Below are 16,385 nucleotides of genomic sequence, written 5' to 3' on the forward strand. Positions count from 1 at the left end.
GATCCGTGGTGCCCGAAATCCAGGGCGGCCGGGTGCCTGAGGGCCTGGGCGGCTGTCAGTCGCCCAGGACCCGGCGCAGATAGTCGTTGCCGAACAGCCGCTGGGGGTCGAGGCGGTCCCGTACCGCCGTGAACTCGCCGAAGCGCGGGTACACCCCGGCCAGATACGCCGCGTCGCGGGTGTGCAGCTTGCCCCAGTGCGGGCGCCCGCCGTGCGCGGTCATGATCCGCTCCACCGCGGTGAAGTACGCCCGGTGCGGAGTGCCCCGGTACAGATGCACCGCGATGTACGCGCTCTCCCGGCCCGAGGCCGTCGAGAGCGCGATGTCGTCGGCGGGCGCCGTACGGACCTCGACGGGGAAGCTCACCCGCAGCGGCGAGCGCTCCACCATCGCCCTGACCTCACGCAGCGCCGCGACCGCGGCCTCCCGGGGCAGGGCGTACTCCATCTCCACGAAGCGCACCCGGCGCGGACTTGTGAAGACCTTGTACGGGATGTCCGTGTAGGTGCGGGCGGACAGCGCCCGGCTGGAGATCTTCGCGATCGCGGGGATCGTCGCGGGGACGGCCCGGCCCAGCGAACACGCCGCCTGGAAGACACCGTTGGAGAGCAGCTCGTCGTCGATCCAGCCGGACACCCGGCCGGGTGGGGCGGCGGGGCCCGCGCTGCGGTTGTTGCGCTTGGTGTTGCAGTTGGCGGTGTGCGGGAACCAGTAGAACTCGAAGTGCTCGTTCTCGGCGACCAGCTGGTCGAAGTCGGCGGTCACCCGGTCGAAGGGCATCGGCTCCTCGCGGGCCGTCAGCAGGAAGACCGGCTCCACCGCGAACGTGATGGCCGTGACGACACCCAGCGCGCCGAGCCCGATCCGTGCCGCGGCGAAGACCTCCGGGTGCTCGTCGGCCGAGCACGTCAGCACCGAGCCGTCGGCCGTCACCAGTTCGAGCGCCCGGATCTGCGCGGAGATCGACGCGGACTCACGGCCGGTGCCGTGGGTGCCGGTGCTGGTGGCACCCGCCACCGTCTGGTCCATGATGTCGCCCATGTTCGTGAGGGTCAGCCCCTCACGCGCCAGCGCCTGGTTGAGCCGCTTCAGCGGGGTCCCGGCCTCGACGGTCACGGTGCCCGCCGCGCGGTCGATCCGCCGGATACCGGTGAGGAGACCGGGACGTATCAGCAGCCCGTCGGTGGCCGCGGCGGCGGTGAAGGAGTGGCCGGTGCCGACCGCCTTCACCTTCAGGCCGTCCTCCGCCGCGCGCCGGACGGCATCGGCCAGTTCGGCGGTGGACGCGGGGGTCACCTCGCGCGCCGGACGGGTGCTGACGTTCCCCGCCCAGTTACGCCAGGTCCCCGGCGCCCGTACCGCCGTCGCCGTCCGTGCCGGTGTTGCTGGTGTACCGGTCATCCGCCCCGCTCCCGTCTCGTGACACCGGCGCAGTGAGCCGGCGGTATCCGGGCAACGCCACCGCGGCCGCGAGCGCTCCCGCCACCAGCGGTACCAGATAGCCCTGGCGTGCCCCGCCCGCGTCGACCGCCCAGCCGGCGGCCGACGAGCCGAGCGCCACCCCGACGGCCAGCCCGGTACTGGTCCAGGTCATGCCCTCGGTCAGCCTGCTGCGCGGTACGTGCTGCTCGACGAGGGCCATCGTGGTCACCATCGTCGGTGCGACGAAGAGCCCCGCGACAAAGAGCGCCCCGGCCAGAAACGGCAGGTTCCCGGCCAGTTGGAGGGGGATCATACTCAGCGCCATCGCGGACACCCCCACCAGCCATCTGCGGGAAGCGGCCCCCTGGAGGTGCAGCAGCCCGAAGACCGCCCCGGCCAGACAGGATCCGAGCGCGTACACCGCGAGCACCAGACTGGCCAGCGGCTTGTGGCCGTGCTCGTCCGCGAAGGCGACCGTCACCACGTCGATCGCGCCGAAGATCGCCCCGGTGGCCACGAACGTCAGCACCAGCAGCCGCAGCCCGGGAGAGCCCAGGGCGGAGCCGCCGGGGCCGTGCCCGTGCGGATGCGGGGCCGGCTCGGTGGCGCGCTGCGCCGTCAGCCAGCACACCCCCACGACGAGGAAGCCGCCGGCCATCAGCGGCCCCGCCTCGGGGAACCAGGCGGTGGAGAGCCCGATGGAGAGGATCGGGCCGAAGATGAAACACACCTCGTCGACGATCGACTCCCAGGAGTACGCCGCGTGCAGCCTGCGCGGATCTCCCCGGTGGATCGACGCCCAGCGGGCCCGGACCATGGAGCCCACGCTCGGGACACAGCCGGCGCCGGCCGCGAAGACGAAGAGCGTCCAGTCCGGCAGCCGCTGCTGGGCACAGACCAGCAGCCCCGCCACGGCGGCTGCCGACACGGCGGTCGCCGGACGCAGCACCTTCCGCTGCCCGTGCCGGTCGACGAGCCGGGAGATCTGCGGTCCGATGGCGGCCGCGGAGAGCGCCAGCGTCGCGGAGAGCGCGCCGGCCAGTCCGTACCGCCCGGTGAGCTGCGAGATCATGGTCACCACGCCGATGCCCATCATGGACAGCGGCATCCGGCCGAGAAGTCCGGCCGCCGAGAACCCCTTGGTGCCGGGGGCGGCGAAGATCGCACGGTAGGGACTGGTCAAGAAGGGCTCCGGTAAAGCGTCCGGTAAGGCGTACTGATGGTGTGCGCAGCTTACGGGCGGTGATCTACCCAGGGCATCGGGGGGCGGCCTCGACCAGGCGTTCCGTGGGGCGTCCCGGAGGCTGTCGGACCCGGGTGGCAGGATCTGTGGCATGTCCGATCAGCGCGATCCAGCTCCCTACGACGCCCTCCTGCTGCTCTCCTTCGGCGGCCCCGAGGGCCCGGACGACGTGGTCCCGTTCCTGGAGAACGTGACCCGCGGCCGCGGCATCCCCAAGGAACGGCTCAAGGAGGTGGGGCAGCACTACTTCCTGTTCGACGGGGTCAGCCCCATCAACGGCCAGAACCGCGCCCTCCTCGACGCACTCCGCAAGGACTTCGCGGGACACGGTCTGGACCTCCCGGTCTACTGGGGCAACCGCAACTGGGCGCCGTATCTGACCGACACCCTGCGCGAGATGACCGCCGACGGGCACCGCAGGATCGCCGTCCTGGCCACCAGCGCGTACGCCTCGTACTCCGGCTGCCGCCAGTACCGCGAGGACCTGGCGGGGGCGCTGGCCACTCTGGAGGCGGAGGGGCTGGAGCTGCCCCGGGTGGACAAGCTGCGGCATTACTTCAACCACCCGGGTTTCGTCGGGCCGATGGCCGACGGCGTGCTCAACTCCCTGGCGGAGCTGGACGGTGCGGTCCGGACCGGCGCCCATCTGGCGTTCACCACGCACTCCATCCCCACCTCCGCCGCCGACAGCTCGGGCCCGGCGGGCGGGGCGTATGTCGCCGAGCACCTGGACGTGGCACGGGTGATCGTCGAGCGGGTCCGCGCCGAGACGGGGACCGACCACCCCTGGCAGCTCGTCTACCAGTCGCGCAGCGGCTCCCCGCAGACCCCCTGGCTGGAACCGGACATCTGCGATCACCTCACGGAGCTGCACGGGGCGGGGGTGCCCGCGGTCGTGATGGTGCCCATCGGCTTCGTCTCGGACCATATGGAGGTCCTGTACGACCTGGACACCGAGGCGGTCGCGAAGGCGGCCGAACTGGGCCTGCCCGTCGTACGGTCGGCGACCGTCGGCGCCGACCCCCGTTTCGCCGCGGCGGTGCGCGACCTGCTCCTTGAGCGGGCGGCCACCGAGCGGGGCCGCCCGGTGGAGCGCTGCACGCTCGGCGCGCTGGGGCCCTCGCACGACGTCTGTCCGGTCGGCTGCTGCCCGGCCCGTACGGCCAAGCCGGCGGCCGCGGGCGCCGACAGCCCGTACGCGTAGACCAGCCGGCGGGGCCGTACATGTGAACCAGCAGCCCGGACCGCAGGTGTGAACCAGCAGCCGGGCCCGTAGGTGTGAACCAGCCGTCCGACGCGTGACCAGAGGGAGAACCGTGACCGACCCGCTCCACACCGAACTGCTCGAACTGGCCCTGGAGGCCGCCCGGCGCGCGGGCGCGCTGCTGCGGGACGGGCGCCCAGCCGATCTGGGGGTCGCGGCGACCAAGTCCAGCCCCATCGACGTCGTCACGGAGATGGACATCGCCGCCGAGAAGCTGATCACCGGCTATCTCACCGACTTCCGCCCCGAGGACGGCTTCCTGGGCGAGGAGGGCGCCAGCTCCGAGGGCAGCAGCGGCATCCGCTGGGTCATCGACCCGCTGGACGGCACCGTGAACTACCTCTACGGGCTGCCCACTTGGTCCGTCTCGATCGCCGCCGAGCAGGACGGCGAGACGGTCGCGGGGGTGGTGGCGGCCCCGATGCGCGGTGAGACCTTCCACGCGGTGCGCGGCGGCGGTGCCTATCTCGGCGAGGCCCGGCTGCGGTGCAGGCCCGCGCCGCCGCTCGACCAGGCCCTGGTGTCGACCGGCTTCAACTACGTGGCGACGGTCCGCACCCACCAGGCCGCCGTGGCCCAGCGGCTCATCCCGCAGCTCCGCGACATCCGGCGCGGCGGCTCGGCGGCCATCGACCTCTGCGACGTGGCGGCCGGCCGGCTCGACGGGTACTACGAGCGCGGACTGCACCCCTGGGACCGGGCGGCCGGCGGCCTGATCGCCCGTGAGGCGGGGGCGCTGACCGGAGGGCGGCCGGGGGAGCGCCCGACGGACGATCTGACGGTCGCCGCGTCACCCGGTGTCTTCGAGCCGCTCCAGGCGCTGCTGGAGCAGTACGGAGCCTGGCACGACTGAGCGTGGCGCTGCGGCCGCCCTCCCACGGCGGCGCAGCGCGAGGCCCCCGGCACCGTCCCAGGTGCCGGGGGCCTCGCGCTGCGCGCTGTGCGGGTCAGACGCCCGCGGTGTGGATGTCGGCGGTGTGGATGTCAGCGCCGGACTCGGCGGTCAGGGCGGGGCCTACGGCCACACCGTGTTCGGCCGCGAGACGGTGGAGATCGTCCAGCTCGCCCTGCTCGACCTCCGCCAGGAAGTCGTCGCCCGACTCGCGGGCACGCGTCAGGTCGGTCTGGGTGGCCTTTATGCGCTGCAGCAGACCTGCGGTGAATGCGTCCATGGTGCGCCCCCTCGTCGTGGGTCGGTGGCACGGGGGTGTGCCGAGGGTCATCAACTGATCACGCGTCCCCGGTGGTGGCGGAGCGGGATGTGGCGCGCCCCGTACAGGGCGTGATCGGCGGGTGTGCAGTCGTCCTCCCCTTGCTCCGCCTCAAGGAAACCTCAACCGCACCGGCAATCCCTGAATTCCCGGCCGATCACCACCTGGCCTTGCCTTACAGCCGGTTTATGGCCGTACGGGGCAGGATGGAGGGACACACTCCATGCCAGGACTCCGCCCGGACACGGGCTGCAACGGAAGGACAAGCGCCGTGCGCGTACTCGTCGTCGAGGACGAGCAGCTGCTCGCCGATGCGGTGGCCACCGGACTCCGCCGGGAGGCCATGGCCGTCGACGTCGTGTACGACGGCGCCGCGGCCCTGGAGCGGATCGGGGTCAACGACTACGACGTCGTGGTCCTCGACCGGGACCTGCCCGTGATCCACGGCGACGACGTCTGCCGCAAGATCGTCGAACTCGGCATGCCCACCAGGGTCCTGATGCTCACCGCGTCGGGAGACGTCAGCGACCGGGTGGAGGGCCTGGAGCTCGGCGCGGACGACTATCTGCCCAAGCCCTTCGCGTTCACCGAGCTGACGGCGCGGGTCCGGGCCCTCGGACGCCGTACGACGGTCGCCCTGCCGCCCGTCCTGGAGCGGGCCGGCATCAAGCTGGACCCCAACCGCCGTGAGGTCTTCCGGGAGGGCCGCGAGATCCAGCTGGCCCCCAAGGAGTTCGCCGTGCTCGAAGTGCTGATGCGCAGCGAGGGCGCGGTCGTCTCGGCCGAGCAGCTACTGGAGAAGGCCTGGGACGAGAACACCGATCCGTTCACCAACGTCGTACGCGTGACCGTCATGACGCTCCGCCGCAAACTCGGTGAGCCTCCGGTCATCGTGACCGTGCCGGGCTCGGGCTACCGGATCTGAGCGCCCCGTGCCCAACAGCCCGGCGGCGCCCGCGGCGCCGCCCAAACCGACCTGGGACCCGAAGAGCTCGGAGTCCCTCTCCCCGCTGCTGCGGCCGACCATCCGGATACGTCTGACGCTCCTCTACGGCGGCATGTTCCTGATCGCCGGGATCCTGCTGCTGACGATCATCTACATGCTGGCGGCGCAGGCGCTCAACGTCGGCGTCGAGCTGCCTTTCAAGATCGTTGCGGGTTCGGTCACCAGCGAGGTGTGCAACCTGCCCAAGAACGGGACGGCCGACCAGTTCAACGCGGCCATGAACTCCTGCGTCAACCACCAGCGCCAGCAGGCGCTCGACCATCTGCTGGCCCGCTCGCTGTACGCCCTCGTCGGCCTCAGCATCATCGCCTTCGCCTTCGGCTACGCCGTGGCCGGCCGGGTGCTCTCCCCACTCGGCAGGATGACCCGTACGGCCCGCCGCGTGGCCGGTACGGACCTGACCCGGCGGATCGAGCTGGACGGCCCGGACGACGAGCTCAAGGAGCTCGCCGACACCTTCGACGAGATGCTCGACCGGCTGGAGCGGGCCTTCACCGCGCAGCAGCGGTTCGTCGCCAACGCGTCGCACGAACTCCGCACCCCGCTGGCGATCAACCGCACGCTCCTGGAGGTGCACCTCTCCGATCCGGGGGCGCCCGTCGAGCTGACCCAGCTCGGCAAGACGCTGCTGGCCACCAACGAGCGCAGCGAGCAGCTGGTCGAGGGGCTGCTGCTGCTCGCCCGCAGCGACAACCAGATCGTCGAGCGGAAACCGGTCGATCTGGCCGAGGTGGCCACCCGGGCCATCGACCAGACCCTCGCGGAGGCCGCGGAGAAGGGGGTGGAGATCCGCGGGGAGCAGTCGCCCGCGGTCGTCCAGGGCAACGGCATCCTGCTGGAGCGCATCGCCCTCAACCTCGTCCAGAACGCGGTGCGCTACAACGTGGCGGAGGACGGCTGGGTCGAGGTCACCACCGAACTGCAGCCGGGCCAGGCGCTTCTGGTGGTCTCGAACACGGGTCCCGTGGTTCCCGCTTACGAGATCGACAATCTCTTCGAGCCGTTCAGGCGCCTGCGTACCGAGCGGACCGGCAGCGACAAGGGGGTCGGGCTCGGTCTCTCCATCGCGCGGTCGGTCGCGCGTGCTCACGGAGGCCGTATCATCGCGGAGCCCCGAGAGGGCGGTGGCCTCGTGATGCGTGTCACGTTGCCGGTCTGAGCCGGTCGGCGGGGGTCGTCCGGATGTTCGCTTTGCGCGGAATTTTCGGAACGCGCTCCTACGGGACAGATGTGCGATCGGTCACAGGCTCGATTCAGTGTCTCCCTACTCTCCGTGATGCGCAAACCCCCGAAAACCTGGGAAAACCCTGGGTTTCCAGGGGGTGCGATCACGGGAAGTACACGGGGTGGCGCCCGCCGGGCGCCACCCCGGGACCGTGTACGGTCCCGTTCGCCATCCAAATCGATCTCTCCCCGGGGATCCGGTTGGGTGTCGATTGAGTAACAGACCTTGATGTGAGGCAAAATCTCCGCCTCAGGTCGGGCACAAGTCCGGCCTCTCACGCGTTACGTGCGCTGGAGACACCGCAAATACCCAGAGGGGGAGAGCGCGACATGGCTACGGATTACGACACTCCACGCAAGACCGACGACGACAGCGACCAGGACAGTCTGGAAGAGCTCAAGGCACGTCGGAACGACAAGTCGACGGCGGCTGTCGACGTCGACGAGTTCGAGCAGGCCGAGGGCCTCGAACTGCCCGGCGCCGACCTGTCCAACGAAGAGCTGTCCGTGCGGGTGCTGCCCCGGCAGGCCGACGAGTTCACCTGCATGAGCTGCTTCCTGGTGCACCACCGCAGTCAGCTGGCGCGCGAGAAGAACGGCCAGCCCATCTGCCGCGACTGCGACTGAGGCAGCAGGCCGTGGAAGGCGCGACACCGTCCCGGAAGCGGCGCTTCCGGCGGAAGGGTTCCCCCGAGGACCAGCAGGGCGTCACGGGCCCGGCAGAAGGCGCGGAAGCGCCCGCCGAGCCCCTCGCCCTCCGGCCCCCGGAGGAGGACGGTCACGGGGAGAGCGCGCTCGGCAGCAGCGCACAGGACGACGAGCGGGGCCTTCCGGCCTCGCTCGACGAGGCGGCGCCCTTCGCGGCAGTGGCGCGGGACGTGCAGGACGGACCCATGACCGGGGCCCGTCGGCTGGGCGCCCTCAGACACGGCATGCATGGCATACAGCACGGGATACAGCAGGGCATCCAGAAGAGCGGTGCAGGCGCGAAGGCGGGGCTCGCCTACGTCACCGACCGCATCATCGCCACCGCACCCCGGATCCCGGTCCGCGATCTCACGACGCTGCGCAAGCACTTTCCCGGGCTCGGACCCGAAGAGATCGCCGACCGGCTCGTCGCGGGCGCGGCCAACGCCACATCGGCCGTCGGCGCGGGCATCGGGGCGGCCGCGATGCTGCCGGTACCGCTCGCCATGCCGGCCGAGATCGCCGCGGAGATCACCGGAGTCGCGGCGATCGAGCTGAAGCTCATCGCCGAACTGCACGAGGTCTACGGAATGCGCCCGCCGGGCAGTCTCAAGGACCGCTCCACCGCCTATCTGCACGCGTGGTCGGGCGAGCGCGGCTTCGACATTTCCAAGCCCGCCACGTTCACCGCGATCGGCGGCCAGATGAAGCGCGAGATGCGCCAGCAGATCATGAAGCGCACCGTCCGCGACCTGCCGAACCTGATGCCTTTCATGGTGGGCGCCACCGTCGGCGCCGTAATGAACCGCCGGGACACCCACAAGCTCGCCGCCAAGGTGCGCAAGGACATGCGCAAGCGCCAGGTCTCCTGGGACGCACTCCCCGAGCTGCCACCGCTCCAGCAGCCGAAGGAACTCCCCGCCGGGGACACCGGAGAGTTCTAGCGGGGGCAGCCCTCGGGTCAGACGGCGCCCGGGTCAGGCGGCGGGCACCGCGGCCAGGGCCGTCTTCAGGGCCTCGGGGTCACGGGTCGAGAGATAGGCGTACGGCGTCGGGTCGGCCGGGTCCGTGATCTCCACCCGCAGAGCCGTCCGTACATAGCTGCGCATCAGCATGAAGGCGCGGGGATCGGCCTTGTACGAGCGCCAGGCGACCGTCTCGTCGGCGTCCAGCACCGTGGCCTCGCCCAGCGCGCTCAGCGGGATCTTCGCGTCGCCCGCGACCAGGGAGCCCGCGACGACCCGGATGCGGACCGAGCCGTACGAGCTGACGATGATGCCCGCCACCGCCGCACCGCCGACCAGGCCGCCGAGCATCGGCAGGGTGCCGAGCGGCAGGGTGATCAGCCCGCCCGCGATCCCGACGAGGAGGGCGATGAGCCACCAGGAGCGGGGCGCGGTGAGACGTTCTTCGTAAGGCTGCATGAGGCCAAGCTTGGCATGGTGCCCACCCCGCGTTGCCGCGCGGGTAATGTCTGCGGCTGTGACACGAACATCTTCAGCGCTGACGCCTCCGGCCGACGCCATAGCGCCCGTGCGCCACCACGATGCCCCGGCCCCCGGTGAGCTGCTCGGAGCGCACTACGCGCACTGTTTCGGCTGCGGCGAAGGACAGCCGCACGGGCTGCACCTCCAGGCGCGCGCCGGTGAAGGTGTGAGCGTCACCGCCGAATTCACCGTGAAACCCGCCCACCAGGGCGCCCCCGGCCTCGCGCACGGCGGTGTGCTCGCCTCCGCGCTCGACGAGACGCTCGGCTCGCTGAACTGGCTGCTGCGGGTGATCGCGGTGACCGGCCGGCTGGAGACCGACTTCGTGGCGCCCGTTCCGGTGGGCACCGCGCTCCATCTGGAGGCCCGGGTCACTGCGGTGAGCGGCCGGAAGATCTTCTCCACCGCGACCGGCCGGATCGGCGGTCCCGACGGGCCGGTCGCGGTCCGCGCCGACGCCCTGTTCATCGAGGTCAAGGTGGACCACTTTACCGAGAACGGACGGCCCGAGGAGATCCGGGCCGCGATGGAAGACCCCGACCAGATCAAGCGCGCCCGTGCCTTCGAGGTGAACCCATGAGCCGTGACCCCGTGGACGTACTGATCCACCGCGTCGACCCCGACGCGCCGCTCCCCTCCTACGGGCACCCGGGCGACGCGGGCGCCGATCTGGTGACCACCGAGGCGGCCGAGCTGGCGCCGGGGGAGCGTGCCGTGCTGCCCACCGGGATCTCGGTGGCGCTGCCCGACGGGTACGCCGCCTTCGTGCACCCGCGGTCCGGGCTTGCGGCCCGCTGCGGAGTCGCGCTGGTGAATGCCCCGGGGACGGTGGATGCCGGGTACCGTGGAGAGATCAAGGTGATCGTGGTCAATCTCGATCCGCGCGAGAGCGTGCGGTTCGAGCGCTTCGACCGGATCGCCCAGCTGGTAGTACAGCAGGTCGAGAAGGTGCGCTTCCATGAGGTGGCGGAGCTTCCCGGCTCGTCACGGGCCGGAGGGGGCTTCGGGTCCACCGGCGGACATGCCGCTGTGGGCGGGCCACAGGGTGGGAATCGATACGCATCGGTCGTATCCGACCGGGAAGGACAGTGACGTGTTCGGACGTCGCAAGAACAGCGGTTCCGACGAGGACGCGACGGGCGAGGCCGGGCAGTTCGACGGCGGCGCCGACGCCGCGGGCGAGGAGTCCGCGGAGGTGAGCGGGGCCCACAGGTCCGGCCTGCCCCCCGCTCCGCGGCCCGACGGTCCCTGGGACATCTCCGAGGTCCGTGAGGCGGCCGAGGGACGGGTGGACCTGGGCGGTCTGTTCGTCCCCGGGGTCGAGGGCATGGAGCTGCGTGTCGAGGTCGCGGGTGACGCGATCGTCGCGGCCACGGTCGTCCTGCGCGACAGCGCCGTACAGCTCCAGGGCTTCGCCGCACCGAAGAAGGAAGGCATCTGGGGCGAGGTGCGCGAGGAGATCGCCTCGGGCATCACCCAGCAGGGCGGCATCATCGACGAGGTCGAGGGTCCGCTCGGCTGGGAGCTGCGGGCCCAGGTGCCCGTCCAGCTCCCGGACGGCACGAACGGCGTGCAGCTGGTGCGCTTCGTCGGTGTCGACGGGCCGCGCTGGTTCCTGCGCGGTGTCATCTCGGGCCAGGGCGCGGTCCAGCCCGAGGCGGCCGGGGTGCTGGAGCAGATCTTCCGGGACACCGTGGTGGTCCGGGGCGAGGGACCGATGGCCCCCCGCGACCCGATCGTCCTCAAGCTGCCGGACGACGCGCAGATGATGCCCGACGGTGTGCAGCAGGAGGAGCAGGAGGGCTCGCGCTTCTCCGGTGGCATGGGCCAGCTTCAGCGCGGCCCTGAGATCACCGAAGTGCGCTGACCCGCCGGGCGGCCTGACTCAGCGCGCAGCCTGAACCACCGCGCACCCCGAACCAGGGCACAGCACCGCACCACACAGCAGGGCCGGTGGCCCGCACTCCCCGACGGGAGTGCGGGCCACCGGCCTTTCTGCTGGTCAGAGCCGTGTGTGCCCGGTCACAGGGGGCAGCGTAGGGATCGCGTCAAGGGCGGACCCCTCGACGTATGGGAGGCGTCAACGAACGGTCCCGGCGACGTTCGAGGGGGTTTGCTCAGGGAGTCCGTTCTTTCGAATCCTCGAACTGTTTCAGGAGCTCACGATGGCCGATGTGGCCTTCGTCGTCACCATGGCCGCGGTCTTCGCGCTGGTGGCGCTCATCGCCAAGGGGGTGTCGAAGCTGTGACCGGTTCTGCCGTGGAAGCGGTGATCGGCCTCGTGGTGGCCGTTGCCCTGCTGGGCTATCTCGTCCTCGCCCTTGTCCACCCGGAGAGGTTCTGAGCCGTGCTGAGCCCCGTACTCGCCGGCGCCCTCCAGATGCTCGCGCTCATCGTGGCGCTCGGTCTGGTCTACCGGCCCCTCGGCGACTTCATGGCCCGGGTCTACTCGTCCGACCGGCATCTGCGGGCCGAGAAGTGGATCTACAAGGCCATCGGCGCCAATCCCGACTCGGCGATGCGCTGGCCCGCGTATCTCCGCGGGGTTCTCGCCTTCTCGCTGGTGAGCATCCTCTTCCTCTATCTGCTCCAGCGGGTGCAGGGCGCTCTGCCCGGCTCGCTGGGCTTCCGCTCGATCGACCCGGACCAGGCGTTCAACACCGCCGCCTCCTTCGTCGCCAACACCAACTGGCAGTCGTACTCGGGCGAGCAGGCCATGGGCCATGTCGTGCAGACCGGCGGCCTCGCGGTGCAGAACTTCGTCTCGGCCGCCGTGGGCATGGCCGTCGCGATCGCCCTCGTACGGGGCTTCGCCCGCTCCCGTACCGGTGCGTCCGGCGGCGGTGAACTGGGCAACTTCTGGGCCGATCTGGTCCGCGGCACCGTCCGCATCCTCATCCCCATCGCCGTCGCTGGCGCGCTGGTCCTGGTGGCGTGCGGCGCCATCCAGAACTTCGCGGGGATCCATGAGGTCGGCCAGTTCACCGGCGGAGCGCAGCAGTGGAACGGCGGCGCCGTCGCGTCGCAGGAGGCCATCAAGGAGCTGGGCACCAACGGCGGTGGCTACTTCAACGCCAACTCCGCCCACCCCTTCGAGAATCCGAACGGCATCTCCAACCTCCTGGAGATCTTCCTGATCCTGGTCATCCCCTTCGCGATGACCCGCACCTTCGGCCGGATGGCGGGCTCCCTGAAACAGGGGTACGCGATCCTGGCGACGATGGTGACCATCTGGATCGCCTTCACCGCGCTGATGATGTGGACCGAGTTCCACCACGGGGGCCCCGCCTTCGACCTCGCGGGCGGCGCCATGGAGGGCAAGGAGACCCGCTTCGGGGTCGGCGGCTCGTCGATCTTCTCGGTGGCGACCACGCTCACCTCGACCGGCGCGGTCAACTCCTTCCACTCGTCCTTCACCGGCTTCGGCGGGGGCATCACGATGCTGGGCATGCAGCTCGGCGAGATCGCGCCCGGCGGTGTCGGGTCGGGTCTCTACGGGATGCTGATCATGGCGGTCATCGCGGTGTTCATCGCCGGTCTGATGGTCGGCCGTACGCCCGAGTACCTGGGCAAGAAGATCGGCGTCCGCGAGATCAAGTTCGCGTCCTGCTACATCCTCGTCACCCCCGCACTGGTGCTCTGCTTCACCGCGGCCGCGATGGCCCTGCCGACCCCCGGCCACTCGATGACCAACTCCGGGGCGCACGGCTTCTCGGAGATCCTCTACGCCTACACGTCCGGCGCCAACAACAACGGTTCGGCCTTCGCCGGACTGGGCGCCGACACCCAGTGGTTCAACACCACCATCGGGCTCGCCATGCTGCTGGGCCGCTTCGTACCGATGGTGTTCGTACTGGCGCTCGCGGGCTCGCTCGCCGGACAGCGCCGGACACCCGAGACCTCCGGGACCCTCCGTACCGACAAGCCCCTCTTCGCCGGGCTGCTCGTCGGCACGATCATGATCATCGCTGGTCTGACCTACTTCCCGGCGCTCGCGCTGGGACCGCTCGCTGAAGGGCTGGCGTCATGAGTACCCTCACCCCGGCCCGCGTGCCCCACCAGGACGCGCCGGGCCCGAAGTCCGAAGGCCGTGTCGGCGGCGGGCTGTTCGACCCCCGGCAGCTGCTCAGGTCCTTCCCCGACGCCCTGCGCAAACTCGATCCGCGGATCATGGTCAAGTCGCCCGTGATGTTCGTGGTCGAGGTCGGCTCCGTGGTCACCACCGGATTCGCGCTCAAGGACCCGGGCGACTGGTTCGGCTGGGCCGTCACCGGCTGGCTCTGGCTGACCACGGTCTTCGCCAATCTGGCGGAGGCGGTCGCCGAGGGCCGCGGCAAGGCCCAGGCCGACACCCTGCGCAGGGCCAAGAGCGACACCGTCGCCCGGCGGCTCGACGGCGCCGTGGAGGAGCAGGTGCCCGGCACCGCGCTGCGCATCGGCGACCTGGTGGTCTGCGAGGCCGGTGACACCATCCCCGGGGACGGCGACGTCGTCGAAGGGGTCGCATCGGTCGACGAGTCGGCGATCACCGGTGAATCAGCCCCCGTCATCAGGGAGTCGGGCGGCGACCGCTCGGCCGTCACCGGCGGTACGAAGGTGCTCTCCGACCGGATCGTCGTCAGGATCATGACGAAGCCCGGCGAGACCTTCATCGACCGGATGATCAAACTGGTGGAGGGCGCCGCCCGGCAGAAGACGCCCAACGAGATCGCGCTGAACATCCTGCTCGCCTCGCTCACCATCGTCTTCCTGCTGGCGGTCGTGACCCTCCAGCCGTTCGCGGAGTACGCCGGTGCGAAGCAGTCGATGACCGTCCTCACCGCGCTGCTGGTCTGCCTGATCCCGACCACCATCGGCGCGCTGCTCTCCGCGATCGGCATCGCGGGCATGGACCGGCTCGTCCAGCGCAATGTGCTGGCCATGTCGGGACGCGCGGTCGAGGCCGCCGGTGATGTGTCGACCCTGCTGCTCGACAAGACGGGCACCATCACCCTCGGCAACCGGCAGGCCGCCGCGTTCGTCCCCGTCCGGGGCGTCACCGAGGCCGTGCTCGCCGACGCGGCGCAGCTCTCCTCGCTGGCCGACGAGACACCGGAGGGCCGCTCGGTCGTCGTACTCGCCAAGGAGAAGTACGGACTGCGCGAGCGCAGCCGCGGCGAGCTGACCGGGGCCGACTGGATCTCCTTCACCGCACAGACCCGTATGTCGGGCGTGGACACCGGTGGCCGCCGGATCCGCAAGGGCGCGAGCGGCTCCGTCGCCGCCTGGGTACGGGAGAACGGCGGGCAGGTCCCGCAGGACGCGCGGACGCTCACGGACGCGATCTCGGATGCGGGCGGCACCCCGCTGCTCGTCGCCGTCGAGGACCGGGAGGGCGCCCGGGTGCTGGGCGTCGTCCATCTCAAGGACGTCGTCAAGGAAGGGATGCGGGAGCGGTTCGACGAGCTGCGCCGTATGGGCATCAAGACCGTCATGATCACGGGCGACAACCCGCTGACGGCGCGGGCCATCGCCCAGGAGGCGGGCGTCGACGACTTCCTCGCCGAGGCCACCCCCGAGGACAAGATGGCGCTGATCAAGCGTGAGCAGGCCGGCGGCCAGCTCGTCGCGATGACGGGGGACGGGACGAACGACGCCCCGGCCCTGGCGCAGGCGGACGTCGGAGTGGCCATGAACACCGGGACATCGGCCGCCAAGGAGGCCGGGAACATGGTGGACCTGGACTCCAACCCGACGAAGCTGATCGAGATCGTCGAGATCGGAAAGCAGCTGCTCATCACCCGGGGCGCCCTGACGACGTTCTCCATCGCCAACGACGTCGCCAAGTACTTCGCGATCATCCCCGCGATGTTCGCGGTGGCGTACCCGAGCCTCGACAAGCTGAACATCATGCGCCTCTCGTCGCCCGAGACCGCGATCCTCTCGGCCGTCGTCTTCAACGCGCTGGTCATCGTCGCGCTGGTGCCGCTGGCTCTGAAGGGTGTGCGGTACAAGCCGACCGGCGCCGACCGGATGCTCCGCCGCAACCTCGGGATCTACGGGCTCGGCGGCCTGGTCGCGCCGTTCATCGGCATCAAGATCATCGATCTGCTCATCTCCCTCATACCCGGGATCGGGTGACCCCCATGAACAACTCCGTGAGCGGTACCGGCCGCCTGCTCTGGGCCGGACTGCGCGCCCTTCTCGTCCTGACCGTCGTCTGCGGGGTGGTCTACCCCCTCGCCGTCACCGGCGTCGCCCAGGCGGTCATGGGCCACCAGGCCAACGGTTCCGAGATCAGGTCCGGCGGCAGGGTCGTCGGCTCCTCCCTCATCGGGCAGCGGTACACCCTGCCGCTGAAGAAGGGGCAGCAGACCCCGGCGCCCGACCTCAGATGGTTCCAGCCGCGCCCCTCCAACGGCCTGGGCACCAACAGCGTCAACACCCAGTACCGGCTGCTGGTGTCCGGGGCGACCAACCGGTCGGGCGACAACGCGGAACTGATCAGCTGGGTCAGGGCCACCAAGTCCGCCGTGATCAGGGACAACTCGGTCCCCGGCTACCGGGTGCGGCCGTCCGACGTGCCCGCCGACGCCGTCACCTCCTCGGGCTCCGGGCTCGACCCGGACATCTCGCCGCAGTACGCGAAGCTCCAGGTGCACCGGGTCGCCGCCCGCAACCACCTCACGGTGGCGCAGGTCGAGCGGCTGGTCGCCGGGCACACCACCGGCCGTACGCTCGGCTTCGTCGGGGAGCCCCGGGTCGACGTCCTGGAGCTCAATGTGGCGCTGAAGCAGCTGACCGAAGGCTGACCGTACGGTGACCGGCTGAGAGCCGGAAGCCGCCGGTGACCGCCGGGAC

The 16,385-nt window shown here is 70.7% G+C and carries 17 protein-coding genes; 13 read left to right on the forward strand and 4 right to left on the reverse strand.

All coding sequences use genetic code 11. From position 1 onward, the window contains the following. Nucleotides 1–55: 55 nt before the first annotated feature. Nucleotides 56–1,402: a D-arabinono-1,4-lactone oxidase gene (locus tag ACWGKJ_RS17690; RefSeq protein WP_385021380.1), complete on the reverse strand. Its 1,347-nt coding sequence runs from the start codon at nucleotides 1,400–1,402 to the stop codon at nucleotides 56–58. Then, a complete protein-coding gene (locus tag ACWGKJ_RS17695; protein ID WP_385021377.1) occupies nucleotides 1,335–2,606 on the reverse strand; it encodes an MFS transporter in 1,272 nt (423 codons plus the stop codon). Before ACWGKJ_RS17695 ends, ACWGKJ_RS17690 begins: the two co-directional genes overlap by 68 nt. Nucleotides 2,607–2,757: 151 nt before the next feature. Between ACWGKJ_RS17695 and ACWGKJ_RS17700 the strand changes: the two genes are divergently transcribed. Next, nucleotides 2,758–3,870, forward strand: a complete 1,113-nt coding sequence (locus ACWGKJ_RS17700; protein WP_385021375.1) for a ferrochelatase — start codon at nucleotides 2,758–2,760, stop codon at nucleotides 3,868–3,870. 112 nt (nucleotides 3,871–3,982) lie between these two features. Then, nucleotides 3,983–4,783 (forward strand): inositol monophosphatase family protein, encoded by an 801-nt coding sequence (locus ACWGKJ_RS17705; RefSeq protein ID WP_385021372.1) that lies wholly within the window; start codon nucleotides 3,983–3,985, stop codon nucleotides 4,781–4,783. 94 nt (nucleotides 4,784–4,877) lie between these two features. On the opposite strand, the gene ACWGKJ_RS17710 is transcribed toward ACWGKJ_RS17705, so the two are convergent. Continuing rightward, on the reverse strand, nucleotides 4,878–5,102 hold the full coding sequence (locus ACWGKJ_RS17710) for a hypothetical protein (RefSeq protein ID WP_385022158.1): 225 nt from the start codon (nucleotides 5,100–5,102) through the stop codon (nucleotides 4,878–4,880). Between the two features lie 310 nt (nucleotides 5,103–5,412). On the opposite strand from ACWGKJ_RS17710, the gene ACWGKJ_RS17715 reads away from it, so the two are divergent. From ACWGKJ_RS17715 to ACWGKJ_RS17730, 4 genes are all read left to right on the forward strand, one after another. Then, entirely contained in the window at nucleotides 5,413–6,066 is a 654-nt protein-coding gene (locus ACWGKJ_RS17715) for a response regulator transcription factor (RefSeq protein WP_327294825.1), read from the forward strand. Nucleotides 6,067–6,073: 7 nt separating this feature from the next. Then, the gene (locus ACWGKJ_RS17720; protein ID WP_453315761.1) at nucleotides 6,074–7,306 is read left to right on the forward strand and encodes a sensor histidine kinase; all 1,233 of its coding nucleotides are present in this window, start codon (nucleotides 6,074–6,076) and stop codon (nucleotides 7,304–7,306) included. Nucleotides 7,307–7,701: 395 nt separating this feature from the next. Then, the gene (locus ACWGKJ_RS17725) at nucleotides 7,702–7,998 is read left to right on the forward strand and encodes a DUF4193 domain-containing protein (protein WP_164260119.1); all 297 of its coding nucleotides are present in this window, start codon (nucleotides 7,702–7,704) and stop codon (nucleotides 7,996–7,998) included. Between the two features lie 11 nt (nucleotides 7,999–8,009). After that, entirely contained in the window at nucleotides 8,010–9,002 is a 993-nt protein-coding gene (locus ACWGKJ_RS17730) for a hypothetical protein (RefSeq protein WP_385034069.1), read from the forward strand. 33 nt (nucleotides 9,003–9,035) lie between these two features. On the opposite strand, the gene ACWGKJ_RS17735 is transcribed toward ACWGKJ_RS17730, so the two are convergent. Then, nucleotides 9,036–9,482, reverse strand: coding sequence for a DUF3093 domain-containing protein (locus ACWGKJ_RS17735; RefSeq protein ID WP_385034066.1), 447 nt, complete (start codon nucleotides 9,480–9,482; stop codon nucleotides 9,036–9,038). 58 nt (nucleotides 9,483–9,540) lie between these two features. Between ACWGKJ_RS17735 and ACWGKJ_RS17740 the strand changes: the two genes are divergently transcribed. From ACWGKJ_RS17740 to ACWGKJ_RS17770, 7 genes are all read left to right on the forward strand, one after another. Beyond that, nucleotides 9,541–10,125 (forward strand): PaaI family thioesterase, encoded by a 585-nt coding sequence (locus ACWGKJ_RS17740; protein ID WP_385034063.1) that lies wholly within the window; start codon nucleotides 9,541–9,543, stop codon nucleotides 10,123–10,125. Continuing rightward, nucleotides 10,122–10,637: a dUTP diphosphatase gene (dut, locus tag ACWGKJ_RS17745; protein ID WP_385034060.1), complete on the forward strand. Its 516-nt coding sequence runs from the start codon at nucleotides 10,122–10,124 to the stop codon at nucleotides 10,635–10,637. The genes ACWGKJ_RS17740 and dut overlap by 4 nt, the downstream gene beginning before the upstream one ends. Before the next feature lies 1 nt (nucleotide 10,638). Next, a complete protein-coding gene (locus tag ACWGKJ_RS17750; protein ID WP_385034057.1) occupies nucleotides 10,639–11,412 on the forward strand; it encodes a DUF3710 domain-containing protein in 774 nt (257 codons plus the stop codon). A 393-nt stretch (nucleotides 11,413–11,805) separates the two neighbouring features. After that, nucleotides 11,806–11,889 (forward strand): K(+)-transporting ATPase subunit F, encoded by an 84-nt coding sequence (gene kdpF, locus ACWGKJ_RS17755; RefSeq protein ID WP_164260163.1) that lies wholly within the window; start codon nucleotides 11,806–11,808, stop codon nucleotides 11,887–11,889. A gap of 6 nt (nucleotides 11,890–11,895) precedes the next feature. After that, on the forward strand, nucleotides 11,896–13,575 hold the full coding sequence (gene kdpA / locus ACWGKJ_RS17760; RefSeq protein ID WP_385030740.1) for a potassium-transporting ATPase subunit KdpA: 1,680 nt from the start codon (nucleotides 11,896–11,898) through the stop codon (nucleotides 13,573–13,575). Beyond that, nucleotides 13,572–15,665 carry a potassium-transporting ATPase subunit KdpB gene (gene kdpB, locus ACWGKJ_RS17765; RefSeq protein WP_385030734.1) on the forward strand — a complete coding sequence of 698 codons (2,094 nt, stop codon included), beginning with the start codon at nucleotides 13,572–13,574 and terminating at the stop codon, nucleotides 15,663–15,665. Before kdpA ends, kdpB begins: the two co-directional genes overlap by 4 nt. A gap of 5 nt (nucleotides 15,666–15,670) precedes the next feature. Beyond that, a complete protein-coding gene (locus tag ACWGKJ_RS17770) occupies nucleotides 15,671–16,336 on the forward strand; it encodes a potassium-transporting ATPase subunit C (RefSeq protein WP_385030731.1) in 666 nt (221 codons plus the stop codon). The last annotated feature ends 49 nt before the right edge of the window (nucleotides 16,337–16,385 follow it).

This window comes from Streptomyces sp. NPDC054757 (assembly GCF_053612185.1).